The sequence below is a fragment of the Kribbella sindirgiensis genome (genome assembly GCF_004331435.1).
GTDB lineage: Bacteria > Actinomycetota > Actinomycetes > Propionibacteriales > Kribbellaceae > Kribbella > Kribbella sindirgiensis.
Map to the genome: position 1 here is coordinate 217,720 of NZ_SJKA01000012.1, position 23,293 is coordinate 241,012.

The 23,293-nt window shown below is 69.6% G+C and carries 25 protein-coding genes; 17 read left to right on the plus strand and 8 right to left on the minus strand.

The features are described from left to right. Positions 1-8 precede the first annotated feature (8 nt). The 6 genes from E0H50_RS29985 (at position 9) to coaBC (ending at position 3,603) form a co-directional block, all read left to right on the plus strand. The gene (locus tag E0H50_RS29985; protein ID WP_238151363.1) at positions 9-386 is read left to right on the plus strand and encodes a hypothetical protein; all 378 of its coding nucleotides are present in this window, start codon (positions 9-11) and stop codon (positions 384-386) included. Between the two features lie 103 nt (positions 387-489). Then, positions 490-864 (plus strand): hypothetical protein, encoded by a 375-nt coding sequence (locus E0H50_RS29990; protein WP_238151364.1) that lies wholly within the window; start codon positions 490-492, stop codon positions 862-864. A 117-nt stretch (positions 865-981) separates the two neighbouring features. Further along, positions 982-1,296 (plus strand): integration host factor, actinobacterial type, encoded by a 315-nt coding sequence (gene mihF, locus E0H50_RS29995; protein ID WP_131293887.1) that lies wholly within the window; start codon positions 982-984, stop codon positions 1,294-1,296. A gap of 44 nt (positions 1,297-1,340) precedes the next feature. Beyond that, positions 1,341-1,964: a guanylate kinase gene (gene gmk / locus E0H50_RS30000; RefSeq protein ID WP_131293888.1), complete on the plus strand. Its 624-nt coding sequence runs from the start codon at positions 1,341-1,343 to the stop codon at positions 1,962-1,964. Positions 1,965-1,966: 2 nt separating this feature from the next. Next, the gene (gene rpoZ, locus E0H50_RS30005) at positions 1,967-2,269 is read left to right on the plus strand and encodes a DNA-directed RNA polymerase subunit omega (protein WP_130388473.1); all 303 of its coding nucleotides are present in this window, start codon (positions 1,967-1,969) and stop codon (positions 2,267-2,269) included. 38 nt (positions 2,270-2,307) lie between these two features. Continuing rightward, positions 2,308-3,603, plus strand: coding sequence for a bifunctional phosphopantothenoylcysteine decarboxylase/phosphopantothenate--cysteine ligase CoaBC (coaBC, locus tag E0H50_RS30010; RefSeq protein WP_238151365.1), 1,296 nt, complete (start codon positions 2,308-2,310; stop codon positions 3,601-3,603). Position 3,604: 1 nt separating this feature from the next. On the opposite strand, the gene E0H50_RS30015 is transcribed toward coaBC, so the two are convergent. Continuing rightward, on the minus strand, positions 3,605-4,501 hold the full coding sequence (locus tag E0H50_RS30015; RefSeq protein WP_131293889.1) for a GNAT family N-acetyltransferase: 897 nt from the start codon (positions 4,499-4,501) through the stop codon (positions 3,605-3,607). Positions 4,502-4,587: 86 nt separating this feature from the next. On the opposite strand from E0H50_RS30015, the gene E0H50_RS30020 reads away from it, so the two are divergent. The 3 genes from E0H50_RS30020 to E0H50_RS30030 all read left to right on the plus strand — a co-directional run bounded on the left by E0H50_RS30020 (position 4,588) and on the right by E0H50_RS30030 (position 9,212). After that, the gene (locus E0H50_RS30020) at positions 4,588-5,709 is read left to right on the plus strand and encodes a winged helix DNA-binding domain-containing protein (protein WP_131293890.1); all 1,122 of its coding nucleotides are present in this window, start codon (positions 4,588-4,590) and stop codon (positions 5,707-5,709) included. 189 nt (positions 5,710-5,898) lie between these two features. Next, positions 5,899-7,092 carry a methionine adenosyltransferase gene (metK, locus tag E0H50_RS30025; RefSeq protein WP_131293891.1) on the plus strand — a complete coding sequence of 398 codons (1,194 nt, stop codon included), beginning with the start codon at positions 5,899-5,901 and terminating at the stop codon, positions 7,090-7,092. A gap of 86 nt (positions 7,093-7,178) precedes the next feature. Then, on the plus strand, positions 7,179-9,212 hold the full coding sequence (locus tag E0H50_RS30030; protein WP_131293892.1) for a primosomal protein N': 2,034 nt from the start codon (positions 7,179-7,181) through the stop codon (positions 9,210-9,212). Here E0H50_RS30030 and E0H50_RS30035 read toward each other — a convergent pair. Genes E0H50_RS30035 through E0H50_RS43995 form a run of 3 tightly spaced genes read right to left on the minus strand, consistent with a single transcriptional unit; the run spans position 9,209 to position 11,261 of the window. Continuing rightward, complete coding sequence (locus tag E0H50_RS30035) at positions 9,209-10,282, minus strand: phosphotransferase enzyme family protein (RefSeq protein ID WP_131293893.1); 1,074 nt, start codon at positions 10,280-10,282, stop codon at positions 9,209-9,211. The two genes, E0H50_RS30030 and E0H50_RS30035, sit on opposite strands and share 4 nt — an antisense overlap. Further along, positions 10,279-10,947, minus strand: coding sequence for an ArsR/SmtB family transcription factor (locus E0H50_RS30040; RefSeq protein ID WP_238151366.1), 669 nt, complete (start codon positions 10,945-10,947; stop codon positions 10,279-10,281). The genes E0H50_RS30035 and E0H50_RS30040 overlap by 4 nt, the downstream gene beginning before the upstream one ends. After that, positions 10,914-11,261: a hypothetical protein gene (locus tag E0H50_RS43995; RefSeq protein ID WP_238151372.1), complete on the minus strand. Its 348-nt coding sequence runs from the start codon at positions 11,259-11,261 to the stop codon at positions 10,914-10,916. The genes E0H50_RS30040 and E0H50_RS43995 overlap by 34 nt, the downstream gene beginning before the upstream one ends. A 63-nt stretch (positions 11,262-11,324) precedes the next feature. Between E0H50_RS43995 and E0H50_RS30045 the strand changes: the two genes are divergently transcribed. Then, complete coding sequence (locus tag E0H50_RS30045) at positions 11,325-12,536, plus strand: MDR family MFS transporter (RefSeq protein ID WP_131293894.1); 1,212 nt, start codon at positions 11,325-11,327, stop codon at positions 12,534-12,536. On the opposite strand, the gene E0H50_RS30050 is transcribed toward E0H50_RS30045, so the two are convergent. Next, a complete protein-coding gene (locus tag E0H50_RS30050) occupies positions 12,469-13,788 on the minus strand; it encodes an MFS transporter (RefSeq protein WP_131293895.1) in 1,320 nt (439 codons plus the stop codon). The genes E0H50_RS30045 and E0H50_RS30050 overlap by 68 nt on opposite strands. Before the next feature lie 96 nt (positions 13,789-13,884). Between E0H50_RS30050 and E0H50_RS30055 the strand changes: the two genes are divergently transcribed. Genes E0H50_RS30055 through E0H50_RS30065 form a run of 3 tightly spaced genes read left to right on the plus strand, consistent with a single transcriptional unit; the run spans position 13,885 to position 16,026 of the window. After that, positions 13,885-14,862: an Lrp/AsnC family transcriptional regulator gene (locus E0H50_RS30055; protein ID WP_131293896.1), complete on the plus strand. Its 978-nt coding sequence runs from the start codon at positions 13,885-13,887 to the stop codon at positions 14,860-14,862. Beyond that, on the plus strand, positions 14,859-15,479 hold the full coding sequence (locus E0H50_RS30060) for an HAD family hydrolase (protein ID WP_131293897.1): 621 nt from the start codon (positions 14,859-14,861) through the stop codon (positions 15,477-15,479). The genes E0H50_RS30055 and E0H50_RS30060 overlap by 4 nt, the downstream gene beginning before the upstream one ends. 4 nt (positions 15,480-15,483) lie before the next feature. Beyond that, positions 15,484-16,026 carry a DUF1707 SHOCT-like domain-containing protein gene (locus tag E0H50_RS30065; RefSeq protein WP_131293898.1) on the plus strand — a complete coding sequence of 181 codons (543 nt, stop codon included), beginning with the start codon at positions 15,484-15,486 and terminating at the stop codon, positions 16,024-16,026. Here the strand turns inward: E0H50_RS30065 and E0H50_RS30070 are convergent. Beyond that, entirely contained in the window at positions 15,974-16,579 is a 606-nt protein-coding gene (locus tag E0H50_RS30070; RefSeq protein WP_131293899.1) for a CGNR zinc finger domain-containing protein, read from the minus strand. The two genes, E0H50_RS30065 and E0H50_RS30070, sit on opposite strands and share 53 nt — an antisense overlap. A gap of 77 nt (positions 16,580-16,656) precedes the next feature. On the opposite strand from E0H50_RS30070, the gene E0H50_RS30075 reads away from it, so the two are divergent. Further along, on the plus strand, positions 16,657-17,823 hold the full coding sequence (locus E0H50_RS30075; protein ID WP_131293900.1) for an epoxide hydrolase family protein: 1,167 nt from the start codon (positions 16,657-16,659) through the stop codon (positions 17,821-17,823). On the opposite strand, the gene E0H50_RS30080 is transcribed toward E0H50_RS30075, so the two are convergent. Together E0H50_RS30080 and E0H50_RS44280 are read right to left on the minus strand one after the other, a co-directional pair. Continuing rightward, a complete protein-coding gene (locus E0H50_RS30080; protein ID WP_238151395.1) occupies positions 17,809-18,924 on the minus strand; it encodes a hypothetical protein in 1,116 nt (371 codons plus the stop codon). The genes E0H50_RS30075 and E0H50_RS30080 overlap by 15 nt on opposite strands. Beyond that, positions 18,924-20,015: a C39 family peptidase gene (locus E0H50_RS44280; RefSeq protein ID WP_272948531.1), complete on the minus strand. Its 1,092-nt coding sequence runs from the start codon at positions 20,013-20,015 to the stop codon at positions 18,924-18,926. Before E0H50_RS44280 ends, E0H50_RS30080 begins: the two co-directional genes overlap by 1 nt. A 355-nt stretch (positions 20,016-20,370) precedes the next feature. On the opposite strand from E0H50_RS44280, the gene def reads away from it, so the two are divergent. The 3 genes from def to E0H50_RS30100 are packed head-to-tail and all read left to right on the plus strand — an operon-like array spanning position 20,371 to position 23,244. Beyond that, positions 20,371-20,919, plus strand: coding sequence for a peptide deformylase (gene def / locus E0H50_RS30090; RefSeq protein WP_131293902.1), 549 nt, complete (start codon positions 20,371-20,373; stop codon positions 20,917-20,919). After that, entirely contained in the window at positions 20,916-21,842 is a 927-nt protein-coding gene (fmt, locus tag E0H50_RS30095) for a methionyl-tRNA formyltransferase (protein WP_131293903.1), read from the plus strand. The genes def and fmt overlap by 4 nt, the downstream gene beginning before the upstream one ends. Then, the gene (locus tag E0H50_RS30100) at positions 21,820-23,244 is read left to right on the plus strand and encodes an RsmB/NOP family class I SAM-dependent RNA methyltransferase (protein ID WP_131293904.1); all 1,425 of its coding nucleotides are present in this window, start codon (positions 21,820-21,822) and stop codon (positions 23,242-23,244) included. Before fmt ends, E0H50_RS30100 begins: the two co-directional genes overlap by 23 nt. The last annotated feature ends 49 nt before the right edge of the window (positions 23,245-23,293 follow it).

Genomic DNA, 23,293 nt, shown 5'->3' on the forward strand with positions numbered 1-23,293 from the left:
GGAACACGATGCGGAAGCTGGCAGCCCTCGCGGCCGTTGTGACGATGAGTGTTGGCGCCCTGACGGCCTGCTCGGGTGGCAACTACTGCGATGACCTGAAGGGTTACGTCGACTCGGCCAAGGACGTCGACATCAAGAACGCCGATCAGGTCGGCAAGATGCTGGACCAGGCGAAGAAGGTCTCGAAGTCGGCGCCGGACGACATCAAGGACGACTGGAAGGTCGTCATCGACTACGCCGAGAAGGCGAAGGACGCCAAGGGCGACACCAACAAGCTGGTCGAACTGGCGAAGGCTGACGGCGAGAAGATCACTCCGGCGATGCAGGCGATCAGCAAGCAGGCGAAGGACACCTGCAAGATCGATCTGCCGGGCGCCGGTAGCTGATCTGCCGTAGGCGCAGCCTGGTGGGACGGCTCTGCCCGTTCCGTCCCACCAGCGCGTGCCTCGGTTTCGCCCGGTAGTCCTGCCTACCTGTAGCGTGAACGTCGTGAAGCGCTCTCTCGCCGTTCTCGCGACCATGGCCGCAACCGCAGGTGTGCTGACTGCCTGCACCGACGAGCAGGCGTACTGCGTGGACCTCGCCAAGTACGCCGCCAAGGCAGTCGACGTCGACCCGCAGAAGCCGGTCGACTACGTGAAGATCCTGGACGACGCCAAGGAGCTCCAGGAGTCCGCGCCGAAGGACGTGAAGGACGACTGGGGAGTCGTCGTCGCGTTCGCGGAGAAGGCCCAGAAGGCCGGTACGAACGCCACCCAGCTGGCCGAACTGAGCAAGCAGACAGGCGGCGTGATGACGGCGTACAAGAACATCACCAGCCAGGCCAAGGACAGCTGCAAGGTCGACCTCCCGGCACTGAACTGATCAACTGATCGTTCCAATCGCCCGCTTCGGCCACGACTCTGTTCCACCAGCGCCCGATCACGGGCTGAACCCGTGTTAGGTTCCCTTGCGAAGCCATACAACGGGACAGGTGAAACGGTGCCACTTCCTACTTTGACCCCGGAGCAGCGTGCGGCCGCTCTGGACAAGGCCGCGGCGGCGCGGCGTGAACGAGCCGAGATCAAGAACCGGATCCGGCACTCGGGAGCGTCTCCGACGGAGGTGCTGCACGAGGGGCAGAAGAACGACGTGATCGGCAAGATGCGGGTCAGCCAGCTGCTGCAGTGCATCCCGGGCGTCGGCAAGGTCCGCGCGCAGCAGATCATGGAGCGTGCGGGGATCTCGGAGACGCGGCGGGTGCGCGGCCTCGGCTCGAACCAGATCGCCGCGCTCGAGCGCGAATTCGCCGAGTGAGCCAGACCGAAATCCGCCCCGGCTCGTTGGACACTGGTGTGACGATGACCACGCACTCACAGAACGTTCCGAACGAGCCGGGTCCGGCCGGCGACAGTCCCGCGCGGCTGACCGTGCTGGCCGGACCGACCGCGGTCGGGAAAGGGACGGTCGCGGCGGAGATCCGCGAGCGGTTCCCGGACATCTGGATCTCGGTGTCCGCGACCACCCGCAAGCCCCGGCCGAACGAGGTGCACGGCGTGCACTACCTGTTCGTCTCCGACGCCGAGTTCGACCGGATGATCGCCGACGGCGAGTTGCTGGAGTGGGCGGTGGTGCACAAGGCCGCTCGCTACGGCACGCCGAAGCAGCCGGTCCTCGACAAGCTCGCCGGCGGGCGGCCGGCCCTGCTCGAGATCGACCTGCAGGGCGCTCGTCAGGTCCGCGAGACGATGCCGGAGGCACAGTTCGTGTTCCTGGCGCCGCCGAGCTGGGACGAACTCGTCCGCCGGCTGGTCGGCCGCGGCACCGAGACCCAGGAGGAGCGGGAGCGCCGCCTGGAGACCGCCGTACTGGAGCTGGCCGCCGAGAAGGAGTTCGACGTGACGATCGTCAACGCCTCGGTTCGGGAGGCCGCCGATCAGTTGGTAAAGTTGATTCGATCACCCTCCATCTCTGGAAAGAGCTGACCTTGTCTGGCAACCAGCCCGTCGCCATCGGCATCACGTCCCCGCCGATCGACGACCTGCTCACCCGCACCGACTCCAAGTACAAGCTGGTGCTGTACTCGGCCAAGCGCGCGCGGCAGATCAACGCCTACTACTCGCAGCTCGGCGAGGGCCTGCTGGAGTACGTCGGACCGCTGGTCGAGACGCACGTCCAGGAGAAGCCGCTGTCGATCGCGATGCGCGAGATCAACGAGGGCGTGCTGACCTGCACCGACATCGACCCCGAGGCCGAGGCGGAAGCCGCGGCCGCGGAGAAGTCCGAGTAGTCATCTAGAACAGACGACCGGGAACGGAGCTCGCGCAGATGTCCGCAACCGGTGACCAGACCCCCGGAACCGAGCACGGTCCGGGGGCTGACGTCGTTCCCAAGCACCGGCCCAACGTGGTGCTCGGCGTCGGCGGCGGGATCGCGGCGTACAAGGTCTGTGATCTGCTCCGCCGGCTGACCGAGTCCGGGCACAGCGTGCGGGTGGTGCCGACGGCGGCCGCGCTGGAGTTCGTCGGCGCGGCGACCTGGGCGGCGCTGTCCGGGCAGCCGGTGACCGCCGATCCGTTCGACAACGTGCAAGAGGTGCCGCACGTCCGGATCGGCAAGGCGGCCGAGCTGGTCGTCGTGGCGCCCGCGACCGCGAACCTGATCGCCAAGGCCGCCCACGGGCTCGCCGACGACCTGCTCACGAACACACTGCTCACCGCGCGCTGCCCGATCCTGTTCGCGGCCGCGATGCACACCGAGATGTGGGAGCACCCGGCGACCCAGGCGAACGTCGCGACGCTGCGCGCCCGCGGCATCACGGTCCTCGATCCGGCCGTCGGGCGCCTGACCGGCGCCGACACCGGCCGCGGCCGGCTGCCGGAGCCGTCGGAGATCTTCGCGATCAGCCAGCTGATGCTCGCCGACGAGGCCGCCCGCGCGGCCGGCCAGTCGGTCGCCGACCTGACCGGCAAGCACGTGCTGATCAGCGCCGGCGGGACCCGCGAGCACCTCGACCCGGTGCGGTACCTGGGCAACTCGTCGTCCGGCAAGCAGGGCTACGCCCTCGCCCGGATCGCGGCCGCCCGCGGCGCCAAGGTCACCCTGGTCGCGGCGAACTCCGAGCTGCCCGACCCGGCCGGCGTCCAGGTCGTCCCGGTCACCAGCACCCGCGACCTGTACGACGAGATCACCGGGCGGGCCGCCGACGCGGACGCGATCGTGATGGCCGCCGCCCCGGCCGACTTCCGCCCGGCCGACGTCGCCGAGCACAAGATCAAGAAGACCGCCGACGGCTCGGTGCCCGCGGTCAGCCTGATCCAGAACCCCGACATCCTGCAGACGATCTCGCATGACCGGTCCCGCACCGATCAGGTGATCGTCGGGTTCGCCGCCGAGACCGGCGACGCCGACCACACCGTCCTGGAGCTCGGGCGCGCCAAGCTGGAGCGCAAGGGCTGCGACCTCCTGGTCGTCAACGACGTCTCCGGCGGGAAGGTCTTCGGCAGCGACGTCAACGAGGCAGTCATCCTCGACCGCGACGGCAACGCCCTCCCCGTCCCCTCGGGCAGCAAGGACGCCCTGGCCGGCGTCATCTGGAACCTCGTCGCCACCCACTGGGCCTGAGCTAGTCGAAGCTCAGTGGCAGTGGGGCCCGGAGGCTGATGCTGGTGATGCCGTAGGTGAAGCCGAGGTGTTCGTTGAGGCGGCGCATTGCGTCGTTGCCGCGTTGCGTCCAGGTGTAGATCTCGGTGATGCCGTGGTCGGCGGCCCACGCCATGCTGGTGCGCTTGAGGGTCGCGGCGACCGCCTTGCCACGCCACTCGCGGCGTACGGCGGTGTAGGCGACCTCCGCGCGTTCCGGGCGATCGGAGTCGAGCATCAGGCCCGCCACACCGATCGCCTCGTCACCCGCGACGGCGACGAACATCGCGGCCGGATCGTTGATCCACTCCTTCTCCCACTCCTCCGCGGAAACCTTCAGCGCGCTGGGATGGTCCATGTCCGGGAAGGTCGGCAAGGCGACCTGGTGGTAGGCCGCGGCCCACAGCTCCGGGCGTTCGGCGACCGACACGATCGTGTACTCCGTCGGTGGCGCCGGCCACGGCTCGTCGCCGATCTGCCGTACCTGTTCGACCTCCCGATTCGCTTCCCTGAAGCCGAACCGCTCCGCGAACAGCCGGGACTCCTCGTCGTCGACACTGGCCCCGGCCATGTCGTAGCCCTGGGCAACGGCATGCTCCGCGAGCACCCGCACCAGGGCGGTTCCCACTCCGCGGCGGCGGAAATCCGGGTGCACCCGCGGCATCAGCGCTTCCCGCTCGCCGTCGCCGGAACGATCGGCCATCCCGCTGCCGACCACCTGTCCATCGACCTCGGCCAGCACCATCAGCCGGCCGGGGCGGTCGAGTTCACGCAGCTCGGCGAGGGTCGGGCAGCGCTCGTACGGCAGCACCGCGATCCGCACCGCGCGCCAGGCTTCGTAGTCGGCGTCGGTGATCGCGGTCCGGATGGTCGTGGTCATGACGTCAGCTTGCCTCACCTCGCCGCAAACGGCTCCGGATTTTGCAGAGGTCAGAAGCTGTCCGCTTTCACTCCTAGGCTGAGCGTATGGAGATCACCTGGACGGCCGTGGTGGCGCGGCGGATGCGGCGGCACTTCCTGACCGAGGCCGCGGAGACGCCGGTGGACGCCGTCCGGGCGATGTGCGGGGCGCATGCGCAGATCGCGGCGGCGGGGGACGTGTCCGTAGCAGTGCGCGTGGACGGCGCGAACCGGGAGTCGGTGCAGGGCGACGAGGGGCTGGTGAAGACGTTCGGTCCGCGCGGGACCGTGCACCTGCTGCCGCTCGACGACCTGCCGATGTGGACCGGTGCGCTGTCCGCTCTGTCTGCGCTGCCGGGGGGCGGCCAGCACCCGGAGCCGATCCGGATGACCCCGGACGAACTCGACCAGGTCGTGGCCGCGATCGGTGAAGCACTCGCCGACGCCGACCTGACCGTCGACGAGCTCACGGAGGAAGTCGTACGGCGGACCGGTGAGTGGGCGCGGACGCCGACGATCCCGGCGTTCCAGGGCGCGTGGGCCCGCTGGCGGCAGGCGGTCTATCTCGCGGCGCATGCCGGCGTCCTCTGTCACGGGCCGATGCGCGGCCGACTCACGACGTACTCGAATCCGCATCGGCTCCGCCCGTTCGAGCCGATGCCCGCGGAGAAGGCGCTCACCGAGCTCCTGCACCGGTACCTGTACTCCTACGGTCCGGCGACCCCGCAGCAGTTCGCCCGCTGGCTCAAGGCGACGCCGACCACGGTCAAGCCGTACTTCGATGACCTGCCGCAGGTCGTGCTGAACGGCCAGACCGCCTGGGCCGCTCCCGGCGACGACGAGTTCCCCGACGACCGCGCCGATGGCGTCCGGCTGCTGCCGTACTTCGATGCGTACGGCGTCGGCAGCTACCCGCGCGAGCTGCTCTTCCCGGGGAAGGCGTTCGAGCGGGCGACCGCCCGCGGCCAGGCCGGGAACTATCCGCTGCTGCTCGTCGACGGCGTCGTGGCCGGTGTCTGGCACCAGAAGAAGACCGGCCGGAAGCTCCACGTCACGGTCGAGGCGCTGACCCCGCTGAACCGGCGCCGCCGCACCTTGCTGGACGCCGAGGTGGACCGGTTGGCTGCGATCCTTGGTTGTGCGCCGTCGCTCACACTCGGCGACGTGACGGTCGGCCCGCACGCCTGAACCGGGACCGATCGTCCAGAATGTGATCAGGAATCTCGTATCCTGGATGAATTCGGAGCGTCACCGGGACGCGGGTGGAAACTGCTGGCATACTTCCCAAGATGCATCGCCAACCGCCGGTGCATGGGGGGATCGTGCGGCTGTGCCAACGCGCAACCGGGCGGCACAAGAGGAATCCGAGGGAGAACTGTGGCGAGGCGCCTTTTCACGTCCGAGTCCGTGACCGAAGGTCACCCGGACAAGATCGCTGACCAGATCAGCGACTCCATCCTCGACGCGTTGCTGGCCGAGGACCCGAAGAGCCGGGTCGCGGTCGAGACCCTGATCACCACGGGTCTGGTCGTCGTCGCGGGTGAGGTCACCACGACGGCGTACGTCGACATTCCGGGGATCGTGCGGTCGCGCATCCTCGAGATCGGCTACGACTCGTCCCTGAAGGGTTTCGACGGCGCGTCCTGTGGGGTGCAGGTCGCGATCGGGAGCCAGTCTCCGGACATCGCGCAGGGTGTCGACACGGCGTACGAGACGCGCTCGGACGCGTCCCAGGACGCGCTGGACCTGCAGGGGGCAGGCGACCAGGGACTGATGTTCGGCTACGCGTCCAACGAGACGCCGGAGCTGATGCCGCTGCCGATCACGATCGCGCACCGGCTGTCCGAGCGGCTCGCCGAGGTCCGTAAGAACGGCACCCTGGCGTACCTGCGGCCGGACGGCAAGACCCAGGTCACGGTCGAGTACGACGGTGACAAGGCGGTCCGGATCGACACCGTGGTGGTGTCCAGCCAGCACGCGGCGGACATCAACCTGGAGTCGATGCTGACCCCGGACATCAAGAAGCACGTCGTCGACCCGGTGCTCGAGCAGTTCGACATCGACGCGGCCGACTACAAACTGCTGGTGAACCCGACCGGCCGGTTCGAGATCGGCGGCCCGATGGGCGACGCCGGGCTGACCGGACGGAAGATCATCATCGACACGTACGGCGGCATGGCGCGGCACGGTGGTGGCGCGTTCTCCGGCAAGGACCCGTCGAAGGTGGACCGGTCGGCGGCGTACGCGATGCGCTGGGTGGCGAAGAACATCGTCGCGGCCGGGCTCGCGGACCGGGTCGAGTGCCAGGTCGCGTACGCGATCGGCAAGGCCGCGCCGGTCGGTTTCTACGTCGACACGTTCGGCACCGAGAAGGTCGACGTCGGCAAGATCGCCGACGCGGTCCGGGAGGTCTTCGACCTGCGGCCGGCCGCGATCATCCGGGACCTCGAGCTGCTCCGGCCGATCTACGCCCAGACCGCGCGGAACGGCCACTTCGGCCGCACCGGCGGGGACTTCACCTGGGAGCGCACGGATCGCGTCGAGGCCCTCAAGGCCGCGGTCAGCAAGTAGGTCAGCAAGTAGGTCAGCAAGTAGTTGTCCACAGCGGGTCGGCAGTGCGTCAGCGCACTGTCGGCCCGCTGCTCTAGCATTCCTCAGTGACATCGAACGGAGATTCGCCGGAGCAGCTGACGCTGCTGCGTGACACCGTTCGCAAGTCCCGCACCAAGGAACCGGCCGAGATCACCGCGACGTTGCCGGTGGCCCGGATCGCGGTCGACGTCTCGCTGCCGCATCTCGACCGGCCGTTCGACTATCTCGTGCCGGACGACCTGGCCGCGGCCGCGCAGCCCGGTGCCCGGGTGAAGGTGCGGTTCGCCGGCAAGGATCTCGACGGGTTCGTGCTGGAGCGGCTCGATGCGTCGGACCACGACGGCAAGCTGGTCCGGCTCCGCAAGGTCGTGTCGCCCGAGCAGGTGCTGACGCCGGAGATCGCGGACCTGTGCCGGGCGGTCGCCGATCGGTATGCCGGGGTGCTCGCGGACGTGACGCGGCTCGCGGTGCCGCCGCGGCACGCGAAGGTCGAGGGCGAGTCGTTGCGCTGCGATCAGCCGCCGCGCCCGCCGGTGTCGACGTCCCGCTCGGAGTGGTCGCCGTACCCCCCTGGCTTCCTGGACGCCGTCGAGCGGGGCGAGGTGCCGAGGGCGGTCTGGACCGCCGTACCAGGTGCTGATTGGCCGCTCGCCTTCGCTCAGGCCGCTGCGGTGTGCGCGGCGTCCGGTCGCGGCGCGCTGCTGCTGGCCCCGGACGCGCGCGATCTCGAGCGACTCGCGGCCGCGTGCGCTGAGGTGCTGGGGGAGTCCGGGTTCGTCACGTTGTCCGCGGATCTGGGTCCGACGGCCCGCTATCGGGCGTTTCTGTCCGCGTTGCACGGGCGTGCGCGGGTCGTGATCGGGACTCGGGCGGCGGCGTTCGCTCCGGTGACGGATCTCGGGCTGGTGGCGATGTGGGACGACGGCGACGAGTCGTACGCCGAGCCGCGCGCGCCGTACCCGAATGCCCGGGAAGTCCTGCTGCTGCGGGCGTTCCGGCAGAAGTGCGCGGCGTTGCTCGGTGGGTACGCACGGTCCGCGGAGGCGGCGGCCCTGCTGGAGTCCGGGTTCGCACACGAGCTGATCGCGGACCGGAAGGTGACGCGGGCGGCGGCGCCGTCGGTGCACATCGCGGGGGAGTCGGACATCGATCTGGCGCGCGACCCGTCGGCGCGCGCGGCGCGGTTGCCGTCCCGGGCGTTCGAGATCGCGCGTGAAGGTCTGCGGACCGGGCCGGTGCTGGTGCAGGTGCCGCGGGCGGGGTACCTGCCGAGCTTGGTGTGCCAGACGTGCCGAGCGCCTTCGCGGTGCTCCACGTGTGGCGGGACGTTACGCCGTACCGGGGTAGCGGGGCCGGCGAGCTGCAGTGTGTGCGGCCGTCCGGCGGCGGATCACCGGTGCCCGGAGTGCGGGGACACCCGGATGCGTGCGGCGGTCATCGGCGCACGTCGTACGGCGGAGGAACTCGGGCGCGCGTTCCCCGGGGTCGTGGTGCGTACGTCGGGCGGGGACAACGTGCTCGATGTCGTACCGGACGCGCCGGCGTTGGTCGTCAGCACACCGGGGGCTGAACCGGTCGCCGAGGGCGGGTACAGCGCGGCGCTGCTCCTCGACACCTGGCTGATGCTCGCCCGCCCCGACCTCCGGGCGGCCGAGGAGGCGGTACGTCGTTGGTTCAACGCGGCCGCCCTGGTCCGTCCGGCAAGCGCCGGCGGGATGGTGATCCTGGTCGGCGACCCGTCGGCGCTGCCGCTGCAGGCGATCGTGCGCTGGAGCCCCGAGGGGTACGCCGCCCGCGAGATCGAGGAACGCCGTACCGCCCGGCTCGCCCCGGCCGCCAAACTCGCCGAACTCACCGGCCCGGCCGAATCCGTCAACGACCTCGTCACCCGCCTCCGCGACCTGATGCCGCCGTCCGCCGGCCTCGAGGTCCTCGGGCCGGTCGACCTCGACGACGAAACCGTCCGGGCCGTGGTCCGCACGCCCCGCGCCCACGGGACCACGCTCGTCCGCTCCCTCAAGGAATCCCAGTCGGCGCGCACCACCAAGAAGAACCCCGGCACGGTCCGGATCCAGGTGGACCCACCGAGCTTCGGCTAGCGGTGGAACGCGGCTCTCGTTGCGGCTGCGGTGGAGGCGAAGTACTCCGAAGGCTCGAGGAACCACCATTCGTCGAACGGCACGCCCTTGAGCAGGTCGCGCCGGTAGCCGAAGCACACCAGGTAGAGCGGCCTGATGTACATCACGCCTTCGAGCCGGTCGAGTTCCTCGTCGGTCAGCTCGACGTGTTTGCGGTACGCCGTGACGACGGCGTCGACACGCTCCTGGTTGGTGCTTCGCGAGGGAGCCCAGTTGCCGGTTCCCCACAGCAGGAAGGCGAGGTCGGCCAGCCGCGGTCCGCGCCCGGACGCCTTCCAGTTGATTGCCACCGGCCCGTTCTTGCCCAGCACCGCGTGATCGGGAGCGTGCAGCAGGTTGCCGTGCAACAGGCCCTCGGGCAGGCCGTCGCCGTCGTCCGCGGAGCGCACCTGGTCGCGCAGCCACTCGAAGCGCTCGCGATCGGCCGCCGCGACCTTCGTGTCCACGGCGTCGAGAAAGGCCAAGCCGGCCAGCAGATCCTGTCGTGGCGTTCCCATCCGGCGGGGGTCCTCGCCGCTCGCTCCACCCGGCCGGCTGACCGACTCGTCGAACGGCAGCGCGTGCAGCCGTCCGAGCAGATCGGCCATGATCGCGAACCCCTCGCCGTCCGGAAGCGGGGTGTTGTCGACGAACTCGGTGACGAGCACCGCGCTCCCGTCGAAGTCCGACACCGCGTCGTCGACCGCGAGACGTTCCGCGGGGAAGTCGTGGTGCTCGAGGAATCGCAGGACCGCGGCGTCGCCCTCGACATCCGCGCGCGGCCGAGCGGGCGGGAACGCGCGCGCGATCCACGGGTCGCCGTCGTTCCGGTCGATGCGGAACACGTACGTCTTGTGCACGCTGAGCTTCGTCGCGGCGGTCGCGTCGATACCGTAGCGATTCCGAAGATGCGCGAGCAGCCGATCGGCGTCCGGCTCGTGGTAGATGCGGTCGCCCAGACCCACGAGGTCGGTGAGCGCCTCGGTGTAGCGCTGCCCGGTCTCCTGGGCGTGCCGCCGTACGACCTTCTTGAAGTTCCCGTCCTTGGTCATGCCGTCGTCGCGAGTGTTGTGGAGGCGGAGAGCAGTTGGCTGCCGAGCGACGTGCGGTGATAGAGGACGGTGCGGCCGTCGCGGCGGGACGCGACGACGCCGGCGTTGCGGAGGATGCTGAGATGGACGCTGAGCGTGGGGGCCGTGACGCCGAGCTGGTGGGCGAGATGCGTGGTGGACATCGGCAGGTCGAGGTGGCTGACGATCGCGGCTCTGGTGCGGCCGACCAGGTCGGCGAGAGGGGAGTCCGTGGTGTCCTGGCGGTCCTCCCACAGCCGGCCGAGGCCGCGCGGCGGGTAGGTGATGGTCGGAACGTGCGGCGCGCCGGTGACGGCGAGGCCGGCCGGCCAGGTGAACACGCACGGCACCAGCAGCAGACCCTGCCCGGTCATCGGTTCGCCGTCGCAGCAGAACGGCCGGTCGATCTCGACGCGGTCCCCGGCGTACTTGATGGACGGATGCAGGTTGCGGAACAGCCGCTCGATCCCGCCGCTCGCCAGCTCGTCCAGCCGGAACGCGAGATCCTCCTGCAGCAGCGATCGCATCCGCCGCCAGTCCGGCTCGATCGCCCGGCGCCAGTATGTCTCGAGCGCGGCGGTGATCAGGTCCAGTGCCTTCGCCGGGTGCGCGATCAGCGCGGGCAGCACCGGGTCCTCGGCGTGCAACTTCCGGAGCTCGGCGGCGACCAGATCGTGCGGTGTCGCGGCGATCGCGGCGAGGCCCGACTCCAGACTCGTCGACCGGCGCGGCGGGGCCGGGTCAGGAAGTCCGGGATGTAGCCGTCCGGCGGAATGAGGGCCCTGAGCAACGTCAGGTCGTCGCCCTCGATCGTCGGCCGGACCTTCTGCAGCCACGGCCCGTGCACGCTGCGCGCGGTGTTGTTGCTCAGCGCCCGCACACTCGTCACGGCCTCCCAGACCGGCGAGAGCGCGAACCGGATCCGCCCGATGTCCCCGGCGGTGAGCCTGATCGTGATCACCGGGCCAGATTAGCCCTGAGCCTAATCGTCGACAACACCGCCGCAGGCCTGGACAGTTGACCCATGAGCGCAATCGCCGTCGGCAACCCCACGCCTACCGCACTGCCGCGGGCCTTCTGGGCGTTGTGGGTGTGCCAGCTGGTCAACCGGCTCGGCAGCTTCGTGCAACCGTTCCTGGTGCTGTACCTGACCCAGGACCGCCTCCTCTCCGCGGGTACGGCGGGTGCCGTCGCGGCCGCGGTCGGCGCCGGATCGGTCTGTGCGCAACTCGTCGGCGGCTGGTTGTCCGACCGGGCCGGACGCCGGGTGACAATGCTGATCTGCTTCTTCGGCACCGGCGGCGCGCTGATCCTGCTCGGATCCGCCCGGTCGATGGTGCTGATCTGGGTGACCGCCTTCCTTGTCGGCCTGCTGGGCGACCTGTTCCGCCCGGCGGTCCAGGCGACGGTCGCGGATCTGCTGCAGCCGACCGAGCGGGTCCGCGCGTACGGCCTCCTGTTCTGGGCGATCAACCTCGGCTTCTCCGTCTCGACCGTCAGCGCCGGCGTGCTCGCCTCCTTCGGGTACGGCCTGCTGTTCTGGGTGAACGCCGCCACGTCGGTGATCGCCGGTCTGGTGATCTGGACGATGGTGCCGGAGAGCCGCCCGGCGCCCGCGGACGACTCGGCCGGGCGGTCGCTGCTGCCGGTGGTCGTGCGTGACACGGTGTTCCTGCTGATGATCCTGATCCAGATCGGCTACGCGACCATCTACATGCAGGGCTATTCGACGTTGCCGCTGGCGATGGCGGGCGACGGGCTCTCGTCGCGGACGTACGGGCTCGTGATCGCGCTCAACGGCGTGGTGATCGTGCTCGCCCAGCCGTTCCTCGGCCGCTGGATGGCGAAGCTCGACCGGCCGAAACTGCTCGCCTGCTCGATGCTGGTGGTCGGGCTCGGGTTCGGTCTGGGAGCGCTCGTGGACACCTGGTGGGGCTACGGGGTGTCGGTCGTGGTGTGGACGCTCGGGGAGATCGGATTCGCCGCGGTGATCGGCGCGGTGTTCGCCGATCTCGCACCGATCGACCTGCGCGGGCGCTACATGGGTCTGTCCGGTATGGCGTTCGGCGTCGGTACCGTGATCGGTCCGCTGGCCGGCACCAACGCCCTCGAACACCTCGGTCCGACCGCGACCTGGCTCGGCTGTGCCGTGCTCGGTGTCGCGATCTTCATCGGCCAGTACTCGCTGGCTCCCGCGTTGCACGCCCGCGCCGAGTCGAACGCGGCGACCGCATGAGGTGAGCGGTCGCGATCGTCACCACCACGACCGCGACCGCTACCCAGACCGCGCGGTCGAGTGTCGCCGGGTGCCGTAGGAAGATCGAGCCGAACGCCGCGACCCCGAGCGTCCCGCCGAACTGCTGCACCGCGTTCAGCAGCCCGGCTGCCGACCCGGTCTCGTGCGGTCCGACCCGGTGCAGGGCCTCGGTGAAGAACGCGGTCGTGAACAGTCCGACGCCGACGCCGCCCACGGCGAGCGCGGGCGGGAGCGCGTACGGCGCGGCCGCGAGACCGAGGAGCAGTACGCCGAGTCCGACGTACATCAAGCGGGATCCGAGTTGCGTGACCAGCCACAGGCCGGCGACGAGCGACGCGATACCGGTGGCCGCGGACCACGGCAGCAACGCGAGGCTCGAGCGCATCACGCTGTGGTGCAAGGTCAGCTGCTGATGCAGTACGACGACCAGGGTCAGGCCGCTCGTCACCGCGAAGAACAACGTCGACGTGAGCAACGCGGGCGCGAATCCGCGGTGTGCGAACAGGCTCGTCTCGATCAGCCGCGCGTTCTTCCGGAGCAGGCACAGTCCGAGTAGGACGACTCCGGCCGCCAGCAGGTACCAGTCGCGGGACTGCAGGATCGGGTAGACGACAAGCGCCGTACCGCAGGTGAGCAACAGGGTGCCGAGGATGTCGATCCGTGGGGGCTGCGGCGATGCGTACTCGGGGAGGAGGTGCGACAGGGCGAGTACGGCGATACCGAGTGGGACGTTGACGAGGAAGACGACTCGCCAGGAGCTGGCGTCGGTGATGAACCCACCGAGCAGCGGGCCTGAGATTCCGGCCAGGCCCATCACCGGGCCGATCGTGCCGAGCGCCTTCGAGAGAGCGCTGCCTGTGAAGCTCGACTTGATCAGGCCGATGGTTTGCGGGATCACCAGAGCGGCCGAGGCACCTTGGACCGCGCGGAAACCGATCAGCTCGCCTGGTGCCGTCGCGAGTGCGCAGGCGGCCGACGTCAGGACGAAGACTGTTACACCGACGCGGAACATGCGCCGACGGCCGAAGCGGTCACCGAGCCGGCCGCCGGTGATCAGCAAGGCCGCGAAGGGCAAGGTGTACGCCGCGCTGAACCACTGGATGTCCGCGGTGTGGCCGCCGAGGTCGGTGTGGATCACTGGCGCCGCGACTTGGACGATCGTCGCGTCGAGCAGGTTCATCGCCTCGGCGACCAGGAGGGCGATCAGGCTGATCCATCGTTTGTTGGTCATGGCATCACCATCAGCTTGCGGTGAATGATCTTCCACTCAGCGGACGGATTCTGCTGGAATCTTCCATCCTTGGTCGTCTGCCGCGATGATCGTCACATGGTGGATGCGATCGACCGGGCTCTGGTGCATGCGTTGCAGCTGGACGGCAGGGCGCCGTACAGCCGGATCGGGGAGGTGCTCGGCGTGTCCACGCAGACCGTCGCGCGGCGGTTCAACCGGCTGCGGGCCGAGGCCGGGCTGCGGGTCATCGGTCTGCCGGATCCGCAGCTTGCGGGGCGGTCGCAGTGGCTGCTCCGGCTGACCGCGGTTCCGCATGCGGCGCAGGATCTGGCGGGGGCGCTTTCGCGGCGGTCCGACACGAGCTGGATCAAGCTGGCGTCCGGCGGTACGGAGATCGTGTCGATCGTGCACACGACCCAGTCCGACGGGAACGCGCTCCTCCTGCACGACATCCCGCGAACCGCCGGCATCACCTCGGTGTCGGCCCACTACCTGCTGCATCTGTACGTCGGTGGGCCGACCGCCTGGCGCGGCCGCGCCAAAAGCCTCACCCCAGCTCAAGAGAGCGCGCTCCGAAGGCCCCGACTGCCTGAGGGAGAGGTGAAAGTGGTGCTCAACGCTGGGGATCGGAAGTTGCTGGCTGGGCTTGGGGTGGATGGGCGGGCTACGCATGCGGAGCTTGCGGTGCGGACGGGGTGGTCGGCGGCGACCGTTGCTCGGCGGATGGAGGAGTTGCAGGGGACTGGTGCGATCTACTTCGATGTGGACGTCGACCCGGGCGCGCTCGGCTTCACCACGAGTGCGATGTTGTGGTTGTCCGTGCCGCCCGCCCACCTCGACGCGGTCGGTCGCGCGCTGGCCGGGCACGACGAGCTGGGGTTCGTCGCCGCGACGACCGGCCGGACCAACCTCGTCGCGCAGGCGATCTGTGCGAGTCCGAACGCCCTGCACACCTACCTGACCGAACGCGTCGGCGCGATCGAGCACATCACCGCGATCGAGACCGTCCCGGTCCTCCGCACCGTGAAAGCCGCCGCGCCGTTCGCGCCGGGTCTCGTAGGGTTGCCGGTATGAGTGAGCGGACGATCGACGCAGTGGTCTTCGACATCGGCGGGGTCCTCCTGGACTGGAGCCCGACGTACCTGTACGCCGAGCTGATCCCCGACGAGGAGCAGCGGACGCACTTCCTGACGAACGTGGCCACGCCGGCCTGGAACCACCAGCAGGACGAGGGCCGTCCGTGGGAGGAGGCAGTCGCCGAGCTGACCAGCCTGCACCCGGAGCACGCCGAGTGGATCGAGGCGTACGACACCGGCTGGCTGAAGATGGTCAAGGGCGTGTTCGAGGACACGGCCGCCGTACTCACGGAGCTGCAGGCGCTCGGCGTACCGACGTACGCGTTGACGAACTTCTCCGGCGAGAAGTGGGAGGTCGCCAAGGAGGCGTTCCCGATCCTCACCCGCTTCGACGGGGAGGTGGTGTCCGGGGTCGAGCAGACGGTGAAGCCGGACGAGAAGATCTACCGCATCCTGATCGAGCGCTTCGCGCTGGACCCGGCCCGCACGTTCTACACCGACGACATGGCGTACAACGTCGACGGCGCCCGTGCGGTCGGACTCGACGCCGAGGTGTTCACCGGCGCCGCGGACCTGCGGACGCAACTGCGTGAACGCGGCCTGCCACTACAGTGATTGCGTGACTTCGGTACCAGAGGATCGCTCGCCCGCGATCGGGGACGTGGACCGCAACGCCGCGGTGGAACGCGTGCAGGCGGCGTACACCGGGGGATACCTATCGCACGACGAGCTGGAGCAGCAGTTGCACCAGGTCCTGGCTGCCAGAACCCGTCAGGATCTCGAGGTCGCCGTCGCCGCGCTACCGGTCGAGCAGCCGGGCCGCTCGGCGACGATCGGCGCCTCGGCCGGCCGGATCGTACGGCGCGGCGTCTGGCGGGTGCCGCGGCACCTGAAGGTCGAGTCCATGCACGGGCGGGTGCGGCTGGACCTGTCGCAGGCGCAGTTCGAGCACGGGGACGTCGACATCGACCTGAACGTGATGCACGGCGGCGTCAAGATCACGCTGCCGCGTGACGCGGTCGTCGACTTCGACGCCGTCCACACCGAGTGGAAGGACACCCGCTACAAGCCGCCGCGCGCCTCGAGCGGCGACGGTCCGCGGGTCCGGATCACCGGGGTGATGGGCTTCGGCCGCCTGAAGATCCGGCACGCCCGCCGCTAGCGCGCTGGTTGGCGAGGTAGCGCGCTTTCTTCTGGCGGTTCCCGCACGTGTTCATGTCACACCATCTGCGGGTGCGACTCTGGCTGGTGTCGAAGAAGGCGGCCTGGCAGGTCGGTGACGCGCACAACGCCAGTCGTCCGTCACGTTCGCCGGCGATGATGCTGATCGCGTCCGCGGCGATCACGCTGAGCGCGTCCTCAACCGAAGAAGCTGAGCCAAGCTGCCATCGGCGCTCGCCCTCAGGCGTCAGGACCGCAGCGGCCCGACCCTGAACGCTGCGGTCATTGATGACCTGGACCGCAGCCGCAGGAAGCGCGTCCTGGATCGCGGCCGCCGTCGCCGCGGCGTGAATCGACTCCCTCAGCTCCCGAGCGAGGTCGAGTTGCGCAGGCGTGCAGGACTCCACGGCGAGCCCGCTCACGGCCAGCCAGTCGACGAGTCGCTGCGGCGTGGGAATGCGCTCCACCGCAGTGCCGTGACGCTCCGACAGCGTGCCCGTGAAGCTGGTCGCCAGCACGCTGCCGAGGCGGAAGTCGGGGAACCCATCACGCATGGAACCACCTTAGCCGGTTGCGACCCGCCTCGAGGCATGACAAGGTGGAACCACCTAAGACGGTTCCGGGAGGTCTCATGACCAGCGACGTACAGGCATTCGAAACCCATGCTTCTGACGCCGACCTCGACGAGCTGCGCGCGCGATTGGCCGCGGCGCGACTGCCGGAGGCCGAGACCGTCTCTGGCGCCGAACCCGGCCCGCGCCGCTGGGCTCAGGGTGTTCCGCTCGCCGACCTTGTCGAGCTCGTGGACTACTGGCGCACCGGGTACGACTGGCGATCGTTCGAAGAGCGCCTGCACCGGATCGGCCAGTTCCGCACGACCATCGACGGCCTGGGAATCCACTTCCTGCACCGCCGGTCCCCGCGCCCGGATGCCACTCCGCTGATCCTGACGCACGGCTGGCCGGACAGCATCGTCCGGTTCGTCGACGTCATCGACGAGTTGGCAGATCCGACGGAGGCCGACGCGCCCGCGTTTCACGTCGTGGCCCCGTCGCTGCCGGGCTTCGGGTACAGCGACAGGCCGGCCACCACCGGGTGGGGAACCGAGAAGATCGCGGCCGCCTGGGTGGAACTGATGGGAAGGCTCGGCTACGGCAAGTTCCTGGCGCACGGCGGCGACTGGGGAGGCAACATCACCACGGTTCTCGGTGGCAGGTTCCCGAAGCAGGTTCTCGGCATCCACACCACGTTCGCGGAGGGGCCGCCCGGGTTGACGACGGACGGGCTGACGGCGGTCGAGCGCGAATGGGCCGAGGACACCCACGACTTCTGGCGCCACCGCGCGGCGTACGCGAAGCAGCAGGCGACCCGGCCGCAGACGATCGGTTACTCGCTCGTCGACTCGCCGGTCGGGCTTCTTGCCTGGATCCTCGACAAGTTCGCCGAGTGGTCGGACACCGAGGACAGCCCGTTCGAGACGATGTCCAGAGACCGGGTTCTCGACGACGTCACGCTGTACTGGCTGACACGGACCGGTGCCTCGGCCGCCCGCATCTACTACGAGAGCCACAACTCGCTCGACCCGGACCTTCGGGTGGACGTTCCGTCGGCGATCACTGCCTATCCCCGCGACGTCGAGAAGTGCCCGCGTCCGTGGGCGCAGGAGCGTTACCGGCAGATCGTCCGCTGGAGGCTGGCCGAGGCCGGCGGACACTTCCCGGCGCTGGAGGTTCCGGAGTACTTCGTCAAGGACCTCCAGGACGGTCTCGCGGCGGTGCTGGCCTCAGAGGGCGGCTGAGATTGTTTCCGTGTACGTCGGGGTGCTCGCGAGGTACGCCGCTTCGACGTAGACGGTGCTGTCCTGGCACGTCATCGGCGTGAGCGCGACACCGGGTTCGGCGGCGTACAACCGTTGTGGGGTGGAGAGACCGGAGCGCCAGCGGTGGATCTGGTAGGTCTCCTCGCCGCTCGAACCGACCGTCCTGGTCTCCCACAGGATCCAGTTGCCGCAGGCAAGGATGGTGTCGGTGACGACGGTGCCGAGCGGGCGGGCGGGGGAGTCGCCGGACTCCCGGACGTACGCCTTGCTCTGGTACTGGTCCGGGTCCGCGGCGCCGACCTCGGACCACACCGTCGCACCGCGCACCGTCGCGCCGCTCCACTGGATGCAGTTGGTTGCTGCGGGCACCGGTTGGGCGGCGCCTCCGGCCAGCGGAGCGGTCAGGATCCGTTTGCAGCGGCGGGCGGTCTCCGGCGCAATGATCTCGCTGAACGTCACCGTGTCCGCCGACACCACCGGATCGGCCACGTAACCGGGGGCCGCGACGCAGGTGACGGTGCGGGACTTCAGCGTCGCGAGCTCGGCGACGATCAGGCAGGAACGGTTCTTCGGGTCCGTCGAGCTGTACGCGAACGTCCCGTCGTACGCGCCGATCTCCGGTTCGGACACCGGCGGCAGCGCGGTCGGAGCGGTCGCCTTACCCGTCGTGAGGTCGTAGCGCAGCACCTTGATCTGCGGGTCGGGACCGTCGGAGCGGATGTCCTCGATCAGCGCCCAGCGGTCGTCGATCACGACGGGGGACTGGGCGACGAAGCCGGTCGCGGGCACATGCCGTACGACGACCCTCTTGCCGGCGCGGTCCGCGATCGTCGTCGTACCGGCTTCGTCGCTGCCCCGAGTCACGACGTACTTGCGGTGCTGGGTGACGAGGTGCTGGCCGTCGACCGGTTGCCGCAGGACGTTCGCCCACGCGGGCAGCGCCGTACCGGTGTCTCCTGGCGGCGTTGGCGTTGGCGTCGGAGTGCTGCTGGGTGCCGGACTGCTCTCCGGTGGGTTGGAGGAGCAGCCCGCCACGGTCAGCAGCAGAAGGGTGCCAACGGCAACCGTACGACGACGCATCACAGCCCGATGTTCTTGAAGGAGTTGGCCAGGGTGGCGTTGAACAGGGCGCTGGCGGGGATGTTCTTCGGTCCGTCCGTGACGTTGCCGCGGCTGTTGAAGCGGCGCTCGTTGAACACCTCGAAGATCGCGATCGTGCCCTTCGCCTTGTCGTAGCCGCGGCCGACCTGGTAGTGCCCACTGTGGTTGAAGGCAAGGTACGGGAAGTACCGCTTCAGCAGCTGCACGTGCTCGATCACCGGCGCCTTGTACACGCCGAGGTGCTTCTGGTGCACGGTGAAGAAGGTCTGCGTGTTCCAGTTCGCGACGTTCTGCACGATGTACGTGCCGGCGGACTTGGGCCACGCGGTCTTCAGGTTCGTCTGCTTCACCATCGCGGAGATCGCCGTACCGGACGTGGTCGAGCCGAGGTCCTTCGCCCAGGACGCCTGGGTGTCCTTCTGGTTGTCGTCGGCCCAGTCGATGGACTGGAAGGTCGCGGGACCGCACCAGTACCCCTTCTCCTGGGAGGTCTGGAAGCCCTTCATGATGTACGCCGAAGCGGGCGCAACCACCGGCGCCACCGGAGTCGACGGGGGCGAAGGCACCGGAGTGGACGGACCGAGGGTAGGAGCAGTCCTGGTCGGCGTTGATGTCGGAGTCGGTGCCGGGGGAGCCTCGGGGGTGGGTTCCGGGTTGGGCGGTGGGGTTTGGGTTTCGGCGAGTTCGCGGAGTTCGCGGGCCTTCTCGCGGCCGTTCCAGGCGGCTTGCATCTCGTCGAGTTCCGCGGTGACACGCTGGCTCTTCGGCAGCGCGGCGCGCTCCTTGACGAACGCGGCCGGGGTCAGATCACCGGTGGAGATGTCCTGCTCGGTGCTGTCCTGCTCAGTGTTGTCCTGCTCCGTGCCGGTCTCGTCCGCGGCGCGCAGGGTCGGCTCGGTCATCAGGGCGTGCCGCTGGGCGCCGGTCGGCACCTGGCTGACGAAGCCGAGGCCGAGGCAGTAGTTCTCGGTGTCGAGCTTGAAGCACCGGAGCATCGAGGCGGCCTGCGCCGAGGTGTCGGCCGACCGGAGCTGCACATCACCCGGCGAGCTCTCCGTGACCTGCCGCACCACGTCACTCCACGACCTCGCCACACCATCACTGGGAGCCGTGGAGGTAGGCGTTGCAGTGGGCGGAGCACTGGGTGGTGCGGTAGGTAAAGGTGTGGCGGGTTCGCGTGGTTGGTAGGCCTGGGCGGTGAGGGGTGCCTGGGCGAGCAGTGCACCCAGGAGGATCAGAGTTGCCCCCCGTGCTGCTGTGAGCATTGGGTCTCCCGAGCGGCGTGTGACGGCAGTGACTGAGGGTACGCCTGGGACCACAGTACGTGCTTGTGGCAACAAACGGGAGGGGCCTCCCGTCGGTAATCCGCCCGATAGGCCCCGTAGACTTGCCCGGTCCAGGTCCGTGGAGTGCTGTGGAGAGTCTGTGTCGGTCCAACCCATCCGCCTGTTCGGCGACCCTGTGCTGATCACCAAGGCCGACCCGGTCGTCGACTTCGACGCCGAGCTGCGCCGCCTGGTCGCGGACCTCACCGACACCATGCAGGACGCGCCCGGATCGGGTCTGGCCGCGCCGCAGATCGGCGTCGGCCTGCGGGTGTTCACGTACCACGTCGAGGGCGAGCTCGGGCACCTGATCAACCCGGAGCTGACGCTGTCGCTGGAGGAGCAGTTCGGCCCCGAGGGCTGCCTGTCGATCCCCGGCCTGACGTTCGACTGCCGCCGCGCCCAGTCGGTGATCGCCAAGGGTTTCAACATGTACGGCGACCCGGTGGTGATCGAGGGGTCGGACCTGCTCGCCCGCTGCATCCAGCACGAGACCGACCACCTGGACGGCGTCCTGTTCGTGGACCGGCTCGACCGCGAGACCCGCAAGCAGGCGATGAAGGCGATCCGCGAGTCCGACTGGTCCGGCCTGGGCGGCCCGCCGCAGCTCAAGGTCTCGCCGCACCCGACGAACGGATTCGGACTGTGAGAGTCGTCTTCGCCGGTACGCCGGAACCAGCTGTCACCGCGCTCGAGGCGATCGTTGCCAGCCGCCACGAACTGGTCGGGGTCGTGACCCGCCCGGACGCGCCCGCCGGCCGCGGCCGCAAGCTCGTGGCGTCGCCGGTCGCGCAGTACGCCGAGGAGCTCGGCGGGATCGAGATCCTGAAGCCGGTCAAGCCGAGCGACCCCGAGTTCCTGGCCCGGCTGCGGGAGATCGCGCCGGACTGCTGCCCGGTCGTCGCGTACGGCGGGCTGCTGCCGCAGGCGGCGCTCGACATCCCGCGGCACGGCTGGATCAACCTGCACTTCTCGGTGCTGCCCGCGTGGCGCGGGGCCGCGCCGGTGCAGCACTCGATCATCGCGGGTGACGACGTGGCCGGGGCGAGTACGTTCCGGATCGTGAAGGCGCTCGACGCCGGCCCGGTGTACGGCGTACTCACCGAGCCGATCGGTCCCGAGGACACGTCCGGTGATCTGCTGCACCGGCTCGCGGTGTCCGGGTCGAAGCTGCTCGTCGACACGCTCGACGGGATCGAAGCCGGTGTGCTGGAGGCCCGCGAGCAGCCGGCCGACGGGGTGACGCTGGCGCCGAAACTCACGGTCGAGGACGCCGAGCTGGACCTGAACGCGCCGGCGCAGCGCGTCGATCGGCTGGTACGCGGCTGCAACCCGGCGCCCGGGGCGTGGACGACGTTCCGGGGCGAGCGGCTGAAGGTCCTCGCCGTACGGCTGACCGACGACGAGCTGAAGCCGGGCGAGCTGCAGGCGACCAAGTCGAGTGTGAAGACCGGCACCGGCAGTAAGGCGGTCGAGCTCGTCACGGTCCAGCCGCAGGGTAAGAAGCCGATGGCCGCGGCCGACTGGGCGCGCGGCATCCGGCTCACCGATGCGGACCTCCTCGGTGGCTGATCGGAACGCGCGTAATCGGGCGCCGCAGCGGCGTCCGGATCCGGTACGGCGGGTGGCGTACCAGGTCATCCGGCAGGTCACCGCCGAGGGCGGCTACGCGAACCTCGCGCTCAACAAGGCCCTCCGGGACGCGCGGCTCGGTGGGCGCGACGCCGCGTTCTGCACCGAGCTGGTGCACGGCACGTTGCGCTGGCAGGGCACGTACGACGCCTTTCTGGCGCGGTGCGTCTCGCGTCCACTCGCGGACCTCGACCCCGAACTCCTGGACGTGCTCCGCCTCGGCACCCATCAGCTGCTCAACATGCGGGTGGACTCGTACGCCGCGGTCGACGAGATGGTCACGCTGACTCGGTCCGAGCTCGGGCAGAAGCGCACCGGCCTGGTGAACGCCGTACTCCGGAAGATCAGCCAGCGCTCGCTGGACCAGTGGATCTCCACGACCGCACCGCACCCGGACGATGATCCCCTCGGTTACCTGGCGATCGCCGAAGCACATCCGCGGTGGGTGATCGAGTCCTTCGACCGTGCACTGACCGCTGGGCCGGGCGCCGCGCCGCCGGGTGAGGCTGCGAACGAGCTGGAGCGGTTGCTGGTTGCCGACAACGAACCACCTCGGGTCACGCTGGTTGCTCGGCCTGGGCTGGCCGACGTGGACGAGTTGGTGGCTGCCGGTGCGGTCGCGGCGCGGTGGTCGCCGTACGGCGCGGTGCTCGACGGCGGTGGTGATCCGGGCCGGATCGCGGCGGTCGCGACCGGGCGGGCCGGCGTACAGGACGAAGGGTCGCAGCTGGTCGCGATCGCGCTGGCGTCGGCGAAGGTCGACGGCGACCACGCGAACTGGCTCGACCTGTGTGCGGGGCCGGGCGGCAAGTCCGCGCTGCTGGCGGCACTCGTGCAGGACGGTCAGCTGACCGCTGTGGAGCCGCTGAAACACCGCGCGGAGCTGGTGCGCCAGAATCTGCGGGCGATCCCCGGCAACCACAAGGTGCTGGTCGGCGACGGGACGAAGCCGACCTGGCCGGAGGGTTCGTTCGACCGCGTGCTGGCCGATGTGCCGTGCAGTGGCCTGGGTGCGTTGCGCCGCCGTCCGGAAGCGCGCTGGCGCCGTACGCCGGAAGATGTCGAGGAACTCCGGCCGCTCCAGGAGGCGTTGCTCGACTCGGCGATCACGTCGGTCCGGCCGGGTGGGGTGGTCGCGTACGTCACGTGCTCGCCGCATCCCGACGAGACCCGCGCGGTGGTCGACGCCGTCCTGGGGCGCCGCGACGACGCGATCCTCGAGGACGCACGGCCGCTGTTCCCCGGCGTACCGGACTTGGGCGACGGACCGGATGTCCAGCTCTGGCCGCACCTGCACGGCACCGACGCGATGTACCTGGCGCTGATCCGCCGGTCATTCTGAGCTGTCATTCAAATATGGGGACCTGCCGTCAGGCGCTATCGGCCGAACG

Coding starts and splice junctions, on each gene's coding strand:
- E0H50_RS29985 (WP_238151363.1), top strand. CDS start 9: ATGCGGAAGCTGGCAGCCCTCGCGGCCGTTGTGACGATGAGTGTTGGC.
- gmk (WP_131293888.1), top strand. CDS start 1,341: ATGACCACGCACTCACAGAACGTTCCGAACGAGCCGGGTCCGGCCGGC.
- coaBC (WP_238151365.1), top strand. CDS start 2,308: ATGTCCGCAACCGGTGACCAGACCCCCGGAACCGAGCACGGTCCGGGG.
- E0H50_RS30015 (WP_131293889.1), bottom strand. CDS start 4,501: ATGACCACGACCATCCGGACCGCGATCACCGACGCCGACTACGAAGCC.
- E0H50_RS30020 (WP_131293890.1), top strand. CDS start 4,588: ATGGAGATCACCTGGACGGCCGTGGTGGCGCGGCGGATGCGGCGGCAC.
- E0H50_RS30035 (WP_131293893.1), bottom strand. CDS start 10,282: ATGACCAAGGACGGGAACTTCAAGAAGGTCGTACGGCGGCACGCCCAG.
- E0H50_RS30045 (WP_131293894.1), top strand. CDS start 11,325: ATGAGCGCAATCGCCGTCGGCAACCCCACGCCTACCGCACTGCCGCGG.
- E0H50_RS30050 (WP_131293895.1), bottom strand. CDS start 13,788: ATGACCAACAAACGATGGATCAGCCTGATCGCCCTCCTGGTCGCCGAG.
- E0H50_RS30055 (WP_131293896.1), top strand. CDS start 13,885: ATGGTGGATGCGATCGACCGGGCTCTGGTGCATGCGTTGCAGCTGGAC.
- E0H50_RS30060 (WP_131293897.1), top strand. CDS start 14,859: ATGAGTGAGCGGACGATCGACGCAGTGGTCTTCGACATCGGCGGGGTC.
- E0H50_RS30070 (WP_131293899.1), bottom strand. CDS start 16,579: ATGCGTGATGGGTTCCCCGACTTCCGCCTCGGCAGCGTGCTGGCGACC.
- E0H50_RS30075 (WP_131293900.1), top strand. CDS start 16,657: ATGACCAGCGACGTACAGGCATTCGAAACCCATGCTTCTGACGCCGAC.
- E0H50_RS30080 (WP_238151395.1), bottom strand. CDS start 18,924: ATGCGTCGTCGTACGGTTGCCGTTGGCACCCTTCTGCTGCTGACCGTG.
- E0H50_RS30100 (WP_131293904.1), top strand. CDS start 21,820: ATGCGGACCTCCTCGGTGGCTGATCGGAACGCGCGTAATCGGGCGCCG.